14 protein-coding genes are annotated in these 17,457 nt (G+C 72.7%); 9 read left to right on the forward strand and 5 right to left on the reverse strand.

The features are described from left to right. Window positions 1–138 precede the first annotated feature (138 nt). From ACFV6E_RS05925 to ACFV6E_RS05940, 4 genes are all read right to left on the reverse strand, one after another. A complete protein-coding gene (locus ACFV6E_RS05925) occupies window positions 139–789 on the reverse strand; it encodes a hypothetical protein (RefSeq protein WP_385162110.1) in 651 nt (216 codons plus the stop codon). A gap of 170 nt (window positions 790–959) precedes the next feature. Next, a complete protein-coding gene (locus ACFV6E_RS05930) occupies window positions 960–3,443 on the reverse strand; it encodes a glycosyltransferase (RefSeq protein WP_385162108.1) in 2,484 nt (827 codons plus the stop codon). Further along, window positions 3,440–4,129, reverse strand: coding sequence for a GntR family transcriptional regulator (locus ACFV6E_RS05935; RefSeq protein ID WP_385162199.1), 690 nt, complete (start codon window positions 4,127–4,129; stop codon window positions 3,440–3,442). Before ACFV6E_RS05935 ends, ACFV6E_RS05930 begins: the two co-directional genes overlap by 4 nt. Window positions 4,130–4,289: 160 nt before the next feature. After that, window positions 4,290–5,681, reverse strand: a complete 1,392-nt coding sequence (locus ACFV6E_RS05940; RefSeq protein WP_385162106.1) for an aspartate aminotransferase family protein — start codon at window positions 5,679–5,681, stop codon at window positions 4,290–4,292. Window positions 5,682–5,861: 180 nt separating this feature from the next. Between ACFV6E_RS05940 and ACFV6E_RS05945 the strand changes: the two genes are divergently transcribed. Further along, complete coding sequence (locus tag ACFV6E_RS05945) at window positions 5,862–7,994, forward strand: serine/threonine-protein kinase (protein WP_385459606.1); 2,133 nt, start codon at window positions 5,862–5,864, stop codon at window positions 7,992–7,994. Window positions 7,995–8,109: 115 nt separating this feature from the next. Next, window positions 8,110–9,642 carry a substrate-binding domain-containing protein gene (locus ACFV6E_RS05950; protein WP_385162102.1) on the forward strand — a complete coding sequence of 511 codons (1,533 nt, stop codon included), beginning with the start codon at window positions 8,110–8,112 and terminating at the stop codon, window positions 9,640–9,642. A gap of 92 nt (window positions 9,643–9,734) precedes the next feature. Here ACFV6E_RS05950 and ACFV6E_RS05955 read toward each other — a convergent pair whose 3' ends face one another. Next, window positions 9,735–10,478: an SLATT domain-containing protein gene (locus ACFV6E_RS05955; RefSeq protein ID WP_385459608.1), complete on the reverse strand. Its 744-nt coding sequence runs from the start codon at window positions 10,476–10,478 to the stop codon at window positions 9,735–9,737. 281 nt (window positions 10,479–10,759) lie between these two features. On the opposite strand from ACFV6E_RS05955, the gene ACFV6E_RS05960 reads away from it, so the two are divergent. The 7 genes from ACFV6E_RS05960 (at window position 10,760) to ACFV6E_RS05990 (ending at window position 17,436) form a co-directional block, all read left to right on the forward strand. Next, window positions 10,760–11,107, forward strand: a complete 348-nt coding sequence (locus tag ACFV6E_RS05960; protein ID WP_266770021.1) for a YbaB/EbfC family nucleoid-associated protein — start codon at window positions 10,760–10,762, stop codon at window positions 11,105–11,107. A gap of 117 nt (window positions 11,108–11,224) precedes the next feature. Further along, entirely contained in the window at window positions 11,225–11,824 is a 600-nt protein-coding gene (gene recR, locus ACFV6E_RS05965) for a recombination mediator RecR (RefSeq protein WP_385162098.1), read from the forward strand. Next, window positions 11,817–12,476 carry a DUF5063 domain-containing protein gene (locus ACFV6E_RS05970; protein ID WP_385162096.1) on the forward strand — a complete coding sequence of 220 codons (660 nt, stop codon included), beginning with the start codon at window positions 11,817–11,819 and terminating at the stop codon, window positions 12,474–12,476. Before recR ends, ACFV6E_RS05970 begins: the two co-directional genes overlap by 8 nt. Before the next feature lie 362 nt (window positions 12,477–12,838). Next, complete coding sequence (locus ACFV6E_RS05975; RefSeq protein ID WP_385162094.1) at window positions 12,839–14,116, forward strand: aspartate kinase; 1,278 nt, start codon at window positions 12,839–12,841, stop codon at window positions 14,114–14,116. 23 nt (window positions 14,117–14,139) lie between these two features. Beyond that, window positions 14,140–15,222 (forward strand): aspartate-semialdehyde dehydrogenase, encoded by a 1,083-nt coding sequence (locus ACFV6E_RS05980; protein WP_385459628.1) that lies wholly within the window; start codon window positions 14,140–14,142, stop codon window positions 15,220–15,222. Window positions 15,223–15,691: 469 nt separating this feature from the next. Then, entirely contained in the window at window positions 15,692–16,267 is a 576-nt protein-coding gene (locus ACFV6E_RS05985; protein WP_385162092.1) for a SigE family RNA polymerase sigma factor, read from the forward strand. Then, window positions 16,264–17,436 carry a hypothetical protein gene (locus tag ACFV6E_RS05990; protein ID WP_385162090.1) on the forward strand — a complete coding sequence of 391 codons (1,173 nt, stop codon included), beginning with the start codon at window positions 16,264–16,266 and terminating at the stop codon, window positions 17,434–17,436. The genes ACFV6E_RS05985 and ACFV6E_RS05990 overlap by 4 nt, the downstream gene beginning before the upstream one ends. Window positions 17,437–17,457: the final 21 nt, after the last annotated feature.

A 17,457-nucleotide genomic window follows, 5' to 3' on the forward strand; every position in this document is an offset into this window, starting at 1 on the left:
CCCTCACCACCCCCCCCCGTCGGGGCGCCCGGGTCTTTTTTTATTACCACCCACACTGTGGGAAGCCGGCCTTGGCGCGCGGTGGGGGGGGGGGGGGCCCGGCCGGGCACCCGCCCCTTCTCCGTTCCGTCCGCGCGCTCAGCTGAAGATGATCATCGAGCCCTGGGCCAGGCTCCGGGTCGCCGCCGCGTGCAGGCCCAGCCAGACGTGCCGTTCCCGGGCGAAGGGGCTGTCGTCGTGGGGCGCGGGCGCGGCCGGCTCCTCCAGCTCCGTCGGGTTCGGCGGGGCCTGGGGCGGCGCGGGCGGGTTGGCCGGGTCGATGCCGATGGACGGGGCGACGAACTCCAGCTCCCGCAGCAGGACGTGCGAGGAGCCCAGCGGGCCGCCGCCGGCCAGCAGCTCGTCGTTGGAGAGCGGGTGCGGGAAGTCGACCGGCACGTAGGCGCCCGCGTGGTCGTAGTGCCAGACGAGGTGCGACTGCTGGGCGTTGGTCTCGAACATCTCGAGCAGCTGCTCGTAGTCGCCGCCCAGCTCGTCCACCGGGGTCACCGCGAGGCCGCACATCTGGAGCAGGTACGCGCGGCGCAGGAAGTGCAGCGCGTCGTAGTCGAAGCCCGCGACCGGGGCCACCTCGCCCGAGAGACCGGGCATGTACGCGAAGACGGGGACCGGCGGCAGTCCGGCCTCACCCAGCACCTTGTCGTAGAGCGCGAGTTCGTCGGCGAAGGGGTTGTCGGGGGTGTGGCACAAGACGTCGACGAGCGGGACCAGCCACAGGTCACAGGCCAACAGTCAGACTCCTCTGGTTCCTTGCGCGGATCCGGTGCGCCCCGCGGAGGCGGCACGGCACATGGTCTGGGAAGCGTAATGCGCGCGGCGGCCCGGGGGAGATCCCCGTGCACAACTCCGGCCGGTACGTGCTTTGGCCACACCTTCCGCATCGCCCGCGGGGCGGGTCCTCAAACGCCGGACGGGACGTAGTTCCCGTGCCCGTCCAGGTCCCAGAACCACACCCCGTCCCGCCAGGTCCCGGGGTGTCCCACCAGCTCCTCCACCGTCTTGCGCAGCTCGTCCTGGCGCGCCTGCGGGGCCAGTACCAGCACGCCCGCCCGCCAGTACGTGAAGTCGGCGCGCGCCTGGGCCCGCCAGTTCTTGCCGATGACGGGCTTGGTGCCGCCGTAGCGCACGTCCCGCAGCAGGTTGGAGGTGTAGCGGGGCGAGGCGCCGTAGATGCCGGTGCGGTCCTCGCCGTAGGGGCCGTTGAAGTAGCCGCCCGGCAGGTGGAAGCCGAGATGGGCCTTCGTCTGCCAGTGCAGCGCCTCCGCGTCGCCCGGGTCGGGCAGCGGTACGGGCACCAGCGACTCGCCCTCGCCGACGTAGCGCTTCCAGGTCCCGTCGGCGACGAAGGCCGGGACGTCCACGCGGTCCACGGACTTCAGCGGCGCGGGAATCAGCGGGAGCAGCGCGGCGGCGACGGCGACCATGCCGACGTACTGGACGGCGAGGCTGCGGGTGCGGACCAGGCGCTCGAAGGCGAGGGCCAGCAGGATGCCGAGGGCGGGCGCGCAGATCATCGCGACCCGGCCCTCGATGACCGACTCGAACAGGGGCTTGTCCGACAGCAGCGCCCAGGGGCCCGGCAGCACGATGTCCGTCAGCGGGATGCGGAACTCGGGACCCAGCGACAGCAGGGCCGCCGCGAGCACGGTGAACGCGAGCGCCTTGACCAGCGGGCGCTTCCAGAGCCGTACGGTGATCGCGAAGGCGAGGGCGGCGAGCGGCCAGCCGTAGAACGCGTTCTGCTCGGTGGGGTTGAGGGAGAGCGCGTCGGCGGTGTCGGCGTTCCCGGCGACGAGCGAGCGCTCGGCGAAGGACAGCAGGGCCAGCGGGCTGTTGCCCGCGTTGTCGCCGTGCAGCACGCTGTGGTAGCTCTGCGGCCCGGCGAACTGCCAGTACAGCGGGAAGGCGATGAGCGGCAGGCAGACGGCCGCCGCCAGCGCCAGGCCCTTGCCCAGCGGTCGCCACGACGCCTTGACCACGTCGCGGCGGGCGGCGGCGTAGGCGAGCGCGAAGAGCACCATGCCCATCGCCGCGAGCAGCAGCGGCTCCTCGCCGAGGAAGATCTGGTACGTCGCCATCAGCCCGAGGACGACCCCGTCGCGGACCACCCGGGTGCCCGCGCAGAGCCGCAGCGCACGGTCGACGATCAGCGGGATCATGAACAGGATCATGAAGTTCGGGTGCGCGTTGGCGTGGCTGACCATCGGGGGCGCGAAGGCGGCGAGCGCCGCGCCGAGGAAGGCCGCGCCGCGCTGCCGGGTGACCCGCCGCACGATCAGCCAGTACCAGGCGGCGGCCGTGGCGGCCAGGCCGAGCGTCATCACCAGGTTGAGGGCGAACGCCGGGCCGAGCAGCAGCGTGACCGGCGCGAAGGGCACCGACAGACCCAGCATGACCGTGTTGGCCATCAGGTTCACGCCGTCCGGATAGCCCTGGAGGTCGGTGAAGAGCGGGTTGTGCAGATGCCGGAGGTTGTCGGCGGTGACCGCGAAGAACCACTCCCACTGGTTCTGGTCCTGGAGCGAGTCCGGCAGGTAGCGGCCGTCGGGGTCCGTCCAGCGGCCGGCGTAGAGGGCCACCGCCATCAGCAGGAAGAGGGCCCCGGCCAGGAGGTCGGCGGGGCCGGCCGAGCGCGCCTTCAGCACGGTCAGCTCGGCGAGGACACGGCCGTAGTCCAGCGGCCGTACCTTGGACCCCGGCTGGTGCGCCCAGCGCACCGGGACCTCGGCGACCGGCCAGCCGGAGCGGCGGAAGTGCTGGAGCACCTCGACGTCGATGCCCCAGCCGTTGAGCCGGGAGGCGGCGAACGCCGTACGGGCGCGGTCGCCGTCGAAGAGCTTGAAGCCGCACTGGGTGTCGCGGATGCCGGGCACGGCTATCCGGCGTATGAGGAGGTTGCCGGCCCGGCCGAGCAGCTCGCGCAGCCGGTGCTGGTGGTGCTCGATCCGGGCGCCCGGCGTGGCCCGTGAGCCGATCGCCGCCGCCCGCCCGTCGGCGAGCGCCTTGTCGAGGCGTTCCAGCTCCTCGATCGGGGCCGCCAGGTCGGCGTCCGTGATCAGCACCCGGCGCCCGCGCGAGGCGGCCACCCCGAGGCGCAGCGCGTGCCCCTTGCCGCGGTTGTGCGGGCTGGTGACGAGCTGCACCCGGCGGTCGCGTGCGGTGCGCTCCCCGACCACGTCCCGGGTCCCGTCGGTCGAGCCGTCGTCCACGACGACCAGCTCCCAGGTCCCGAACCGGCCCTCGCTGCCGCCGAGGTGCGCGGTGATCGCGTCCAGCGTCGGACCGAGCCGCCGCTCCTCGTTGTACGCGGGCACGACCACCGTCAGGTCGACGCCGCCGGCGCGGGTGCCCTCCATGACGCCGGAGCCCTGCGGCGCGCTCATCCGGCCGCCAGCCGCTCGATCAGGGCCAGGGAGTGCGCGTTGTACGCGGTGACGATCGACTGCGCCCGCTCCGCCTCGCGGCGCGCCAGCGCGTCGCACAGCTCCGTGTGCCCGGCCCACAGCTCCCCGCGCAGGTCCGCGAGGCGCCGCAGGTGCTGCACGGTGCAGACCCAGGACTGCACGCGCAGCCGGTGCAGGAAGTCGGCCAGGTAGGGGTTGCCGAACAGCAGGCTCAGCTCGCGCCAGAAGCGCAGGTCGTAGCCGATGAGGACGTTCAGCTCGCCCGCGGCGGCGGCGCGCTGCGCCTCCTCGCCGCGGCGGCGGACCCCCAAGAGCACGGCGAGGGCGCGCGCCGCGTCGTCCTCGTCCTTCAGCAGCCCGTCGGCGAGCCTGCGGAACATCCCGTCCGTGATCATGCTGCGCGCCTCGACCATGCCGCGGAAGTCGTCGAGGTCGTACTCGTGGACCCGGAAGCCCCGGTGCTGCACCGCGTCCAGGAGGCCCTGCGCCGACAGGTCGACCAGGGCCTCGCGGACGGGGGTCGCGGAGACGCCGTACTGCTCGGCGATCTCCTTCACCGTGAATTCCTGCCCCGGCTGGAGCCGGCCGGCCAGCACCTCGTCGCGGAGCGCGTCCGCGAGCTGCTGCCGCAGGGTGCTACGGGTTACGGCGCCGCTGCCGGGCATCGTGTCTGGCTCCCCCATCGCGTACGGGTACGTGGTCGTCCGCTCGCCGACGTCTTTCGGGTACGAGTACGTCTTCGAGTTCATCTACGAGCACGTCACCTTACGCGGTGGGGTTCCCGGGACCTCAGTGAAAGGGACGGAAGGAGCGGGCGCGGGCGGGTCAGACCGTGTGCTCGTCCGCCGCCGAGAGCGCCGCGTCGAGGGCCGCGAGCCCTTCCTTCGCCTCGGCCTCGGTGATGTTGCACGGGGGCACGACATGGGTGCGGTTCATGTTGATGAAGGGCCACAGGCCGTGCTTCCTGGCCGCGGCGCCGAACGCGGCCATCGGGGCGTTCGCCTCGCCCGAGGCGTTGTACGGCACCAGCGGCTCGCGGGTCTCCCGGTCGCGGACCAGCTCCAGCGCCCAGAAGACGCCGGTGCCGCGGACCTCGCCCACGCTCGGGTGACGCGCGGCCAGCTCGCGCAGCCCGGGTCCGAGGACGTCCGCGCCGATCCGCGCGGCCTGCCCGACGATGTCCTCCTGCGCCATCACGTTCAGGGTGGCGACGGCGGCGGCACAGGCCAGCGGGTGCCCGGAGTACGTGAGGCCGCCCGGGTAGGGCCGCCGGGCGAAGGTCTCCGCGATCGCGCCCGAGATGGCGACACCGCCCAGCGGCACGTACCCGGAGTTCACGCCCTTGGCGAAGGTCATCAGGTCCGGCACGACCCCGGAGAGACCGGCGGCGAACCACTGACCCGTACGCCCGAACCCGGCCATCACCTCGTCGAGGACGAAGACGATCCCGTACCGGTCGCAGATCTCGCGGACCCCGGCGAGATAGCCGGGCGGCGGGACCATGATGCCCGCGGTCCCCGGGATGGTCTCGAGGAGGACGGCGGCGACGGTCCCGGGCCCCTCGAAGGCGATCGTGTCCTCAAGATGCTGGAGCGCCCGCTCGCACTCCTGCTGCTCCGTCTCCGCGTAGAAGCGGCTGCGGTACAGGAACGGCGCCCAGAAGCGCACGACGCCCGCCGTGCCGCTGTCGGAGGCCCAGCGGCGCGGGTCGCCGGTGAGGTTGACGGCCTGCTGGGTGCCGCCGTGGTACGAGCGGTACGCGGACAGCACCTTCGGCCGGCCCGTGTGCAGCCGGGCCATCCGGACGGCGTGCTCGACGGCGTCGGCCCCGGCGTTGGTGAAGAAGATCTTGTCCAGGTCGCCCGGGGTCCGCTCGGCGATCAGCCGCGCCGCCTCCGACCGCGCCTCGACCGCGAAGGCGGGCGCGAACGTCGTCATGGTCGCGGCCTGCTCCTGGATCGCCGCGACGACCTTCGGATGCTGGTAGCCGATGTTGGTGAAGACGAGCCCGCTGGTGAAGTCCAGGTACCGGTTGCCGTCGTAGTCCCAGAAGTACGAACCCTCCGCGCCGGCCACGGCGAGCGGGTCGATGAGCTCCTGCGCGGACCAGGAGTGGAACACGTGCGCACGGTCGGCGGCCTTCACGGCGGCACCGGCCCGCGGAGAGGGCTGGGGAGCGGGCCGGGAGGAGGACTGGGGTGAGGGCTGAGGGGTCATGCGGCGAGGGTAAATGTCCGCCACGCGCCCGCGACATCGGCGTCCTGTCTGCGCTCGGGGGGTTTCCGCGACAGGGTGTCGCGCGTGAGCGGAGCTCCCGGACCCGGCGGCGGCCCCAGGACTCGCCACCCCCCACTATTCTCTGGCTGACGCTGACGTACGGGGGAGGGTGGCGCGGCGATGGAGAAGCTGGGGGCCGGGGATCCACAGCGGATCGGGGACTACCGGCTGCTGGCGCGGCTCGGTGCCGGCGGGATGGGCCAGGTCTTCCTGGCGCGGTCCGCCCGAGGACGCACCGTCGCGGTGAAGCTCGTCCGCCGTGAGCTCGCCGAACGCGAGGAGTTCCGGGCCCGCTTCCGGCAGGAGGTGCAGGCGGCGCGGCGCGTCGGCGGCCACTGGACGGCACCCGTGCTCGACGCGGACACGGAGGCACCGGTCCCGTGGGTGGCCACCGGATACGTCGCCGGGCCCACCCTGGGCACCGTCGTGGGGCACGACCACGGCGCCCTGCCCGAGCGGTCGGTGCGGATACTCGCCGCGGGGCTCGCGCACGCGCTGCGCGACATCCACGCCGCCGGGCTCATCCACCGCGACCTCAAGCCCTCCAACGTGCTCGTCACGATCGACGGCCCCCGGGTCATCGACTTCGGCATCGCGCGGGCCCTGCAGACCGTCACCGACAGCGGGCTCACCCGGACCGGCGCGCTCGTCGGATCGCCCGGGTTCATGGCGCCCGAGCAGATCCGCGGCGACCGCATCACCCCCGCCTGCGACGTCTTCTGCCTGGGCTCGGTGCTCGTGTACGCCGCCACCGGGAAGCTGCCGTTCGGCAGCGCCGACAGCGGGGTGCACGCGCTGATGTTCCGCATCGCGCAGGAGGAACCCGACCTCACGGGCCTGCCCGAGTCGCTCACCGACCTCGTCCGTGACTGTCTGCACAAGGACCCCGCCGCCCGGCCCGCGCTCGACCGGATCCTGGAGCGCACGGGCGCGGAGGACACGGTCTCCGGCGGCCGGACCCGCGACCCCTGGCTGCCGAGCGCACTGGTGGCCCAACTCGGCCGCCACGCGGTCCAGTTGCTCGACACCGAGGATCCGGACGAGCGGGAGGAGCCGGGAGCGCGGGACGAGCCGCGCGAGCGGGGCGTGGCGGGTGCGTCGGGTGTGCCGGGTGCGCCGGGTGCGCCGGGTGTGACGCCCGCGGGAGCCGAGGCGCCTACGGTGTCCGAGCGGCCGGGAGCAGCCGCGGCCACCTCGGACACGGACGCGGCGGCCGCAGGCGCAGGTACGGGCCCGGGCGCGGGTGCGGGCGCGACCGCCGCCGGTGCGGGTACAGGCGCCGCCGCCTCCGGCCCCGTAGGGAATCCCGTAGGAGCTCCCGTAGGGCATCCCGCAGGACACCCCGCCGCGCGCCCCGACGGAGCGCCCTCCGACGAGACACCCCCCGAGCACGCCACCGCCCCGGACGCCCCCGACGCCGTGGCGCCGCCGGCCGCCGGGCAGCAGGCCCCGCACGGCCACCGGCCCACCTACGTGAACGCCGCCGCCCCGGGACGGACGCCCCCGCCCGCCTACGGCTACCCGCAGCAGCACCCCCAGCACCCGAGCGCCCAGCACCCGAACCCGTACGCGCAGCCGCAGCCCCCCGGGTACGGCTACGGCTACCCGCAGGGCGGCCCGTCCTCCGCGTACGCCCCGCAGGGACCGCACGCACCGCAGCCGCCGCAGCCCGAGCGGCGCAGCGGGCGTTCCACGGCGGCGCTGGTCGCGGTCGCCCTGGTCGTCGCGCTGGGCGCGGGCGGCTCGGTGTACGCGCTGATGAACAACGGTACGGGCGGCGGCCGGGCCGACAACGAGGTGTCGCCGGAGGCCGGCACGTCCGCGTCGCCGGAGCCGGGCCCGACGACCGCCGCGTCCGGGTCGCCCTCGCCGACGGCGACCCCGACGGCGACGGCGGCCGGCGGGATACCCGAGGGGTACCTCGGCACCTGGAGCGGCAGCATCGACAGCGGGGCGGGGCACAGCACCCGCCAACTCGTCATCCAGCAGGGCGAGGTCGGTGACGCGGTCCTCACGCTCGTCGCCGAGGGCCCGGCCGACGACGGCACCTACCACTGCGAGTTCCGGGCCGAGCTGACCGGGGAACCGGCGGCGGACGGCCCGCTGGAGATCGGCCCCTCCGAGGTCGTCGTCGGCGAGCCCGCCACTTCCTGCACACCGGGCGCCGCCTCGCAGGTGACCCTCCTCCCGGACGGCCGGCTGCGCCGCGTGAACACCCAGACCGGCGAGGAGCTCACCTACACCAAGGAATAGCGCCGGTCACCGGGGGGGCGCTCTTCACCCGGCGTACGCCGGGCGTTCCCCCGCCGGGCCTACCGTGACCGCACCGTTCGGAACGGTTCAGGCGCGGCTCGGGGGAGTGGCCGGAGTGGATTGGCTGAGCGCGGAGAACGTGGTGGCGGTGGCGACGGCCGTCGTCGGCATCGTGGCGTCCGCGGGGATGGTCTGGTACGAGCGGCGGGTGCCCCGGCGCAAGCGCATTGGTTACCGGGTGCAGATGGACAACCCGATCGGCGACGACGTGCGGTCGGGGCGGACCAACGCGCGGCTCGGGTGGTTCGACGAGGCGCCCGGGATGAGCGACGCGACGCTCGTACTGCTGCGGATAGAGAACGACGGCTCGCAGAGCATCGGCGACGCCGACTACACCGCGCGTGAACTGCACGGTCTGACGGCGGTGTTCACGGACCGCACGATCCGCGGGGTCTCCGTGACCCAGCCGGACGGCGTCGACCATCTGATGGGCCACTTCACCGCGTCCGCCGGGTTCGGCTACCAGGACGGCACCCTGCGCATCCCGCGCGTCCCGCTCAACCGGGGCGAGCACTTCAAGCTCCTCGTACTGCTGTCGGGCGGCGACGTGGGCCGCCCGATCCGGCTCGTCGGCGGCATCCTCGGCGGTGAGGTGAGACCGAACCGCAGCACGACGCCGGACGACAAGGCGCCGCTGTTCAGCCGCGCCTCCCGGCTGATCACCGTGCTGCTGACGGTGTGCGTGGTCACGCTCGCCGCCATCGTCGTCGTCCGGGACGACACCCCGCCGCCGATCGGCTGCGAGCGGGGCGAGCTGAAGGTGACCGGTTCGACGGCCTTCGCGCCCGTGATGCGGGAGCTGGCCGACAAGTACGAGCGGGACTGCGAGGGCGCCGACATCGAGGTCGACGCGCACGGCAGCACGGCCGGACTGCGCGACCTCGCCGCGCAGGGCGCCGCGGCGGGCACGAGTTCGCCCGCCGTCGTCGTCCTCTCCGACGGCCCGAAGCCGGACGGCCTGCCCGCGCTGCGGGAGAACCGGGTCGCGGTGTCGGTGTTCACGCTGGTTGTCAACGACGGCATCCCGCTGAAGAACCTCTCCCGGGCCGACGTGCTGCGCCTCTACCACGGCGAGGTCCGCAACTGGCGGGACCTCGGCGGCCCCGACCTGCCCGTGCGGCTGGTCAGCCGGGACGCGAACTCAGGTACCCGGCAGGTCTTCCAGCGCCGGGTGCTGGGCCGCGGCGAGATCGCCCACTCCTCGCAGGACTGCGTCCACAAGGACGACGTAACCGCGCCCGTGGCGCGCTGCGAGCTGGACTCGACCGACCAGGTGCTGAGCACGGTGGCCCGGCTGCCCGGCGCGGTCGGCTACAGCGAGCTCAACGCCGCCACCGGCCGCAAGGGCCTGCACAGGCTCTCCCTCGACGGCCACCAGGCGTCCGTCGAGGACCTGGAGCACGGCTCCACGGCGTACCCGTACCGGGAGATCGAGTACGCCTACACCTACGGCAGTCCGCCCGCCGACTCCCTCGCCTCCAGCTTCCTGGCGTACCTCAGCGACGGCAGCGGCCAGGACGTCGTCACCACGCACGGCCATCTGTCCTGCGGCACGGCGGTGGGACTGCGGATCTGCGGCGAGGGTTAGGGCGTGCATGGCGTCGCGCGGCAGGCGGGACTTTCGCAACACGCCCTAGCCGGCCTGCCGGGTTGCCCGGGCTTCCCGGTCTTCCGGTGGTCTCAGCGGGGCTCGGGCGGGCGCTGGCGGGGCATGTTCGGGCGGCCGTTCGGCGGCGGCACCTGGAAGCGGTTCGGCGCGGTGGCCGCGGTGCGGGGCGGGCCGGTCACGGACGCCTGCATGCCCAGCGGGGCGGGGCCGGTGCGGAACTCCACCATCCAGTCCGCGGTCTCCGCCCGGACCAGCTCGGTCACGTCCTCCGAGAACCGCCGCAGCACCCCGAGGCACCGCTCCGCGGCCTCTCCGGCCGTCCCCTCGGCCGGCCCCAGGACCTCCCGTACGCACTCCGTCGCCCAGTCGAACTGGAGCACCTGGAGCCGGCGCTGCACGGCCTGGGCGGTCGCGACGTCCCGCATCCACCCGGAGGTGAGTCCGAAGAAACGGTCCCCCGCGACACAGGCGACGCCGAGCAGCAGCGAGAGGTAACCCCAGGCGGCCACGCCGCTGATCACGCCGGTCAGGTCGAGCAGCGGCAGCGCCGCCCCGGCGAACGCGCCGGCCGCGGCTCCCGCCCGCAGGGCGCGCGCCCCGCGGCGCTTCCACGCGCGGTCGGCGAGGTAGTAGGAGGTCGTGTCGAGCGCCCCGTGCTCCACCCACCGGTACAGCTCGTGCAGCCGCTCCGCCGGATCGCCCCAGTCGCCGAGCGGGAACGACCGCCCGGTGAGGTCGCCGGGCCGGCGGCCCGCGGCGCCCTCACCCCGTCCGTCCTGGGGCGGCCTCTCGGGCTGCATCTCCGGCTGGCTCACCCGGCACTCCCTACTGATGACGACGCGTGACGGACCCAGGAAGCCTGCGTGACGCCTGGTGCTGGCGTTCGGTGCTGAAGCGCCGCCCCCTTTCCTACCGCCCAATGGGTGGCGGCGGGTCCGATTTCAGGGCCTTTCCGCCCGGAAGAGGTCCTTGATCAGGTATAGGCTCCCCCATCGCCTCACTCGAAAGAGTGCTTGGGCGACGGACCCCACGAACACGTAGGCTCGTGCTGACGGGGAAAACCCGTCATACAGCCGTACGAAACCAGGAGCTGATCGTGATTCCCGGTGGTGGCCAGCCCAACATGCAGCAGCTGCTCCAGCAGGCCCAGAAGATGCAGCAGGACCTCGCGAACGCGCAGGAGGAACTGGCGCGCACCGAGGTCGAGGGCCAGGCGGGCGGCGGCCTGGTCAAGGCGACCGTGACGGGCTCCGGCGAGCTCAGGGCGCTGAAGATCGACCCGAAGGCGGTCGACCCGGACGACACCGAGACCCTCGCCGACCTGGTCGTCGCGGCGGTCCAGGCGGCCAACGAGAACGCGCAGACGCTCCAGCAGCAGAAGCTCGGCCCGCTGGCCCAGGGCCTCGGCGGCGGCGGCTCCGGGATCCCCGGCCTGCCGTTCTGATCCACCTCCGGCGCCCACCGGCTCCGGCACGGGCCCGCCCGCCTTCCTCGGACCGGCGGCGGCCAACTACCGTACGGACCGGGACCCGGTTCCCATCCCGACAGGAGAGGCAGTCCGTTGTACGAAGGCGTGGTCCAGGACCTCATCGACGAGTTGGGGCGGCTGCCCGGCGTCGGTCCCAAGAGCGCGCAGCGGATCGCCTTCCACATCCTCCAGGCGGAGCCGGCGGACGTACGGCGGCTCGCGCAGGCCCTGATGGAGGTCAAGGCCAAGGTCCGCTTCTGCGCGACCTGCGGGAACGTGGCGCAGGAAGAGCTGTGCAACATCTGCCGCGATCCGCGCCGCGACCTCGCCGTCATCTGCGTGGTCGAGGAGCCGAAGGACGTCGTGGCGATCGAGCGGACGCGTGAGTTCCGGGGCAAGTACCACGTCCTGGGCGGCGCGATCAGCCCGATCGAGGGCGTCGGCCCCGACGACCTGCGGATCAGGGAACTGCTGGCCAGGCTCGCCGACGGCACCGTCACCGAGCTGATCCTGGCCACGGACCCGAACCTGGAGGGCGAGGCCACGGCCACGTACCTCGCCCGCATGATCAAACCCATGGGCCTCAAGGTCACCCGCCTGGCCAGCGGCCTCCCGGTGGGCGGCGACCTGGAATACGCGGACGAGGTCACACTCGGCCGCGCCTTCGAGGGGAGACGACTCCTAGATGTCTGACGCCACGCTGCACGCGACCAGCCCCGACCCCGACGACTTCGCGGTCCAGATCGCGGACCAGGTGGAGAGCTTCCTCGTCGCCGTCACCGAGGTGGCGAAGGGCGACGAGCCGGACTCGGCCGTCCCCTTCCTGCTGCTCGAGGTCTCCCAGCTGCTCCTGGCGGGCGGCCGGCTCGGCGCGCACGAGGACATCGTCCCGGACGAGCGCTACGAGCCCGACCTCGGCCCGGAGCCCGACGTGGACGAGCTGCGCGAGCGCCTCGCGATCATGCTCGACCCGGTCGACGTCTACTCCGAGGTCTTCGACCCGTACGAGCCCCGCAAGGCGCCCGTGCCGGCCCGGATCTCCGACGACCTGGCCGACGTGATCACGGACCTGCGGCACGGCATGGCGCACTACCGCGCGGGCCGTACCACCGAGGCGCTGTGGTGGTGGCAGTTCTCCTACTTCTCGAACTGGGGCTCCACCGCGTCCGCGACGCTGCGCGCCCTCCAGTCGGTGGTGGCGCACGTCCGGCTGAACCAGCCGCTGGAGGAGCTCGACGGCCTCGACACCGACCAGGACCTCAGCGAGGACGCCCTCGCCGAGGAGGCGGGCCGGGTCATGGCCGAGGAGATCGCCCACCCGCTGGGGCTGCGCGCGGTCGACTGACCTCGCCGTCCGTCTCCGGCGCGGTCCCCCGGTCGTGGGGCGGCGCGGCATCCGGTTGACGCGCCCCTGCGTCCGGCCGCGGGCGGGACCGTACAGGTCAGCGACGTCGTGGCGAAGGTGTGGAAGGCGGGGCCGTGGGTACGGCCGGGTGTGACGCCGCGCACTTTGCGAGTCATCCGCCGCGGCTACGGGCAGGTGCCGAGTCGAGCGGCCGAAGGACCCCGTGACCTGACGGACCGAGGTGATCATGTGGTGAGCGGGACATCTCACCATGCGATACCACGGAGGATAAATCCGGCCGCTCGTTAAACTGAGCCGACCGCAGCAGTGCGGTGCAGAGACGGATTGAGCGAGGAGCGCACGTGGGCCTTGTCGTGCAGAAGTACGGAGGCTCCTCCGTAGCCGATGCCGAAGGCATCAAGCGCGTCGCCAAGCGAATCGTGGAAGCGAAGAAGAACGGCCACCAGGTGGTCGTCGTCGTTTCCGCGATGGGCGACACGACGGACGAGCTGATCGATCTCGCCGAGCAGGTGTCACCGATGCCTGCCGGACGTGAGTTCGACATGCTGCTGACCGCCGGAGAGCGGATCTCCATGGCCCTGCTGGCGATGGCGATCAAAAACCTGGGCCACGAGGCCCAGAGCTTCACCGGCAGCCAGGCAGGTGTCATCACCGACTCTGTCCACAACAAAGCCCGGATCATCGACGTCACACCGGGCCGTATCCAGACCTCCGTCGACGAGGGCAACATCGCCATCGTCGCCGGTTTCCAGGGCGTGTCCCAGGACAAGAAGGACATCACCACGCTCGGCCGCGGCGGGTCCGACACCACCGCCGTCGCCCTCGCCGCCGCGCTGCACGCGGACGTCTGCGAGATCTACACCGACGTGGACGGCGTGTTCACCGCCGACCCGCGCGTGGTGAAGAAGGCGAAGAAGATCGACTGGATCTCCTTCGAGGACATGCTGGAGCTCGCCGCCTCCGGTTCCAAGGTGCTGCTCCACCGCTGTGTGGAGTACGCCCGCCGCTACAACATCCCGATCCACGTACGCTCGTCCTTCAGCGGGCTCCAGGGCACGTGGGTCAGCAACGAGCCGATAGAGCAAGGGGACCAGAAGGTGGAGCAGGCCATCATCTCCGGTGTCGCTCACGACACCTCCGAGGCCAAGATCACGGTGGTCGGCGTCCCGGACAAGCCGGGCGAGGCCGCCGCCATCTTCCGCGCCATCGCCAACGCCGAGGTCAACATCGACATGGTGGTGCAGAACGTCTCCGCCGCGTCCACGGGCCTGACGGACATCTCCTTCACGCTGCCCAAGACCGAGGGCCGCAAGGCCATCGACGCCCTGGAGCGGGCGAAGGACACCATCGGCTTCGACTCGCTGCGCTACGACGACCAGATCGGCAAGATCTCCCTGGTCGGCGCCGGTATGAAGACCAACCCCGGCGTCACCGCGGGCTTCTTCGAGGCGCTCAGCGACGCCGGCGTGAACATCGAGCTGATCTCGACCTCCGAGATCCGTATCTCGGTGGTCACCCGCGCCGACGACGTCAACGAGGCCGTGCGCGCCGTGCACACCGCCTTCGGGCTCGACTCCGACAGCGACGAGGCCGTCGTCTACGGAGGCACGGGCCGCTGATGTCCCCGACCGGGGGGCCGACGATGTCCCCGACCGGTTCGCGGAGCGGACGGCCGACGCTCGCGGTCGTGGGTGCGACCGGCGCCGTCGGCACCGTCATGCTCCAGATCCTGTCCCAGCACGCGGACATCTGGGGCGAGATCCGACTGCTCGCCTCGCCGCGCTCGGCCGGCCGCAAGCTGGCCGTGCGCGGCGAGGAGGTCGAGGTCGCGGCCCTCACGGAGGACGCCCTCGACGGCGTCGACGTCGCCATGCTCGACGTACCCGACGACGTGGCCGCCCGGTGGGCGCCGGTCGCCGCCGCCAAGGGCGCCGTCGTCGTCGACAACTCCGGCGCCTTCCGGATGCACCCCGACGTGCCCCTGGTGGTGCCCGAGGTCAATCCGCACGCCGCCCGGGCGCGGCCGCGCGGCATCATCGCCAACCCGAACTGCACCACCCTGTCCATGATCGTCGCTTTGGGCGCGCTGCACGCCGAGTTCGGGCTGCGCGAGCTGGTCGTCTCCAGCTACCAGGCGGTGAGCGGAGCGGGCCGCACCGGCGTCGACACGCTGCGGGAGCAGCTCGCGCTGGTCGCGGGGACGGATCTCGGCACCAAGCCCGGGGACGTACGGCGCGCGGTGGGGGACAGGACGGGGCCGTTCCCGGAGCCGGTGGCGCTGAACGTGGTCCCCTGGGCCGGCTCCCTCGCGGACGACGGCTGGTCCTCGGAGGAGATGAAGGTCCGCAACGAGTCGCGCAAGATCCTGGGGCTGCCGCAGCTCAAGGTCGCCGTGACATGCGTGCGCGTGCCCGTCGTGACCACGCACTCGCTGACCGTCCACGCCCGCTTCGAGGGCGAGGTCACCGTCGGCAAGGCCCGGGAGATCCTCGCCACCGCGCCCGGGGTCGTGCTGTTCGACGATCCGGCCGCCGGGGAGTTCCCGACCCCGGCCGACGTGGTGGGCACCGACCCGACCTGGGTGGGGCGGGTGCGCCGGTCGCTCGACGACCCCACCGCGCTCGAGTTCTTCGTCTGCGGCGACAACCTGCGCAAGGGCGCCGCGCTCAACACCGCGCAGATCGCGGAGCTGGTGGCGGCGGAGTCCGGCGGCGACCGGCTCTAGGACGCACATTCTGTGCCCGCGGTGCCCGCCTGCCGGAATCCCGGTGGCCATGGCCGGTTTCGTTTGTAGGATCTGTGTCGTTCTTGCCGATTCTGAGATTCAGCTGAATCTTTGGGCGGTCAATTGGTCCGGACCACTTGAATCGGGGCGCCCGGGCGGCCGAAGATTTTTCTCCCCGCCCTCCGCAACCGCGTGGAGGGCGGGGAGCGTCTTTGCGGTCGCCCTTCAGGGGGTGCGCGAACTTCACGACAAAACGGGGCACAAGGGAAGAGCTGGTACGCATGAGGGCTTTCGGCCCATCGTCACACGGGGTGCCTGACGCAAATGCGATGCCTGATGCGTACAACCCTGGCGGGGGGCGGCGTGTCCAACTGGCGTGGCAGAGGTACTCGAATTCACCGCGGTCCAGACGAGGGGCACAGCCCTGCGTCCACCCCGCCGACTCCGCAGCCCCGGTACGCCCGGCGGCATGCCGGTGATCGCCCCCATGCCCGCAGCGCGGCCCGCCCGCCTTCCGAACCAGCGCGACGGCGCCGAGGACGGCACGGCGGCGGGCACCACCGTCGACCATCTGACCGAGACCTACCGCGCGCACTACCGCTCGCTCCTGGGCCTCGCGGCGCTCCTGCTCGACGACACCGCGTCCTGCGAGGACGTGGTCCAGGAGGCCTTCATCCGGGTGCACTCCGCGCGCAAGCGCGTCCGCGACCCGGAGAAGACGCTCGCGTATCTGCGCCAGACCGTCGTGAACCTGTCGCGCTCGGCCCTGCGCCGGCGCATCCTCGGTCTGAAGCTGCTCTCCAAGCCGATGCCCGACATGGCCAGCGCCGAGGAGGGCGCGTACGACCAGTTGGAGCGGGACGCGCTGATCAAGGCGATGAAGGGGCTCCAGCGCAGACAGCGCGAGGTCCTGGTGCTGCGCTACTTCGCGGACATGACCGAGGCCCAGGTCGCCGAGACCCTCGGGCTCTCGCTCGGGTCGGTGAAGGCGTACGGCTCGCGCGGGATAGCCGCGCTCCGGGTCGCCATGGAGGCACCGGCATGAGCGGGCACGAGGGCAAGCACCCGTCCGGCGCGTCCGGGCACCCCGAGCACGAGCAGAACCAATCGCACGCTGGGAACGGAACTGTGAATCACGGCCCCGAAGAACAGGGCCCCGACGGGCTCCACCCGGACGAACAGGCCCCCGAAGGGAACGGACCGGCCGAGCGCGCCCCCCAGGGGACCGCGTCGGACGACGACGCCCCCGACGGGCTCGCCTCGGACGAACTGGCGCTGCGCAGACTGCTGCACCAGGCCGTCGAGGAGATCGAACCGTCGGACGGCACGCTCGACCACCTGCGGCGCGCGGTACCGGCCCGCCGGGCCCGCAAGCGCCAGGCCGCCGTCGGCATGGCCGCCGCCGCCCTCTTCATCGGCACGGCCGTCCCCGCGCTCGTGCACGTCTCCAACTCCACGGGCTCGGACGCCAACCCGTCGATCGCGGGCAACAGCGAGCAGACCCAGGGCGGCCAGCAGGGCAAGGGCCAGTCGAGCGGCTCCGCGGACTCCAGCGGCTCCTCCGGCACGTCCAAGGACAAGGACGAGAAGGACAAGGACAAGCAGGACGCGGACAACGGCGCGAGCGCCGGGTCCACGAGCGGCGCCGATCCGACCGCGTCGGCGGCGGGCACCGCGGCCTGTACGGCGGGACAGCTCGGCAACGTCACGCAGAGCGTCGGCGCACCGGACGCCGCGGGCGCGGTCTACGGCTCCTTCACCGTCTCGAACGTCTCCGGCACCGGCTGCACCGTCACCGGACCCGGCAGCGTCGGCGCGAGCGCGCAGGGCGCGGCCGACCCGTCCAAGATCGCGGTGGCCCGGCACGTGGCGGGCGACGCGGCGGCCGGACTGCCCGACCCCGCCCAGGAGGCCGCCTCGCTGGTGCTCAGGCCCGGCACGTCGTACGTGGTCAAGTTCGCCTGGGTGCCCTCGGAGACCTGCCCCGTGAGCGGCGGGCCCTCGCCCGATCCGTCCCCGACGGAGGGCGCCACCGACGGCGGCGCGTCCACCGACTCCGGCACCTCGGCCCAGCTCCTCAAGACGGACGGCACGGTGGACGGCAGCGTCCTGGTGTCGCACACCTCCGAGGGCGGCTCAGTGTCGGTCTCGGTCACCGTCGGCAACGCGTGCGCGGGGACCGTGTACTGGGCGGGGCTGCTGAACCCGGTCTGACGGACCGGGAGCGCCCTCCTG

Origin of the sequence: Streptomyces sp. NPDC059785, assembly GCF_042732375.1 — a bacterium.
Taxonomy (GTDB): domain Bacteria; phylum Actinomycetota; class Actinomycetes; order Streptomycetales; family Streptomycetaceae; genus Streptomyces.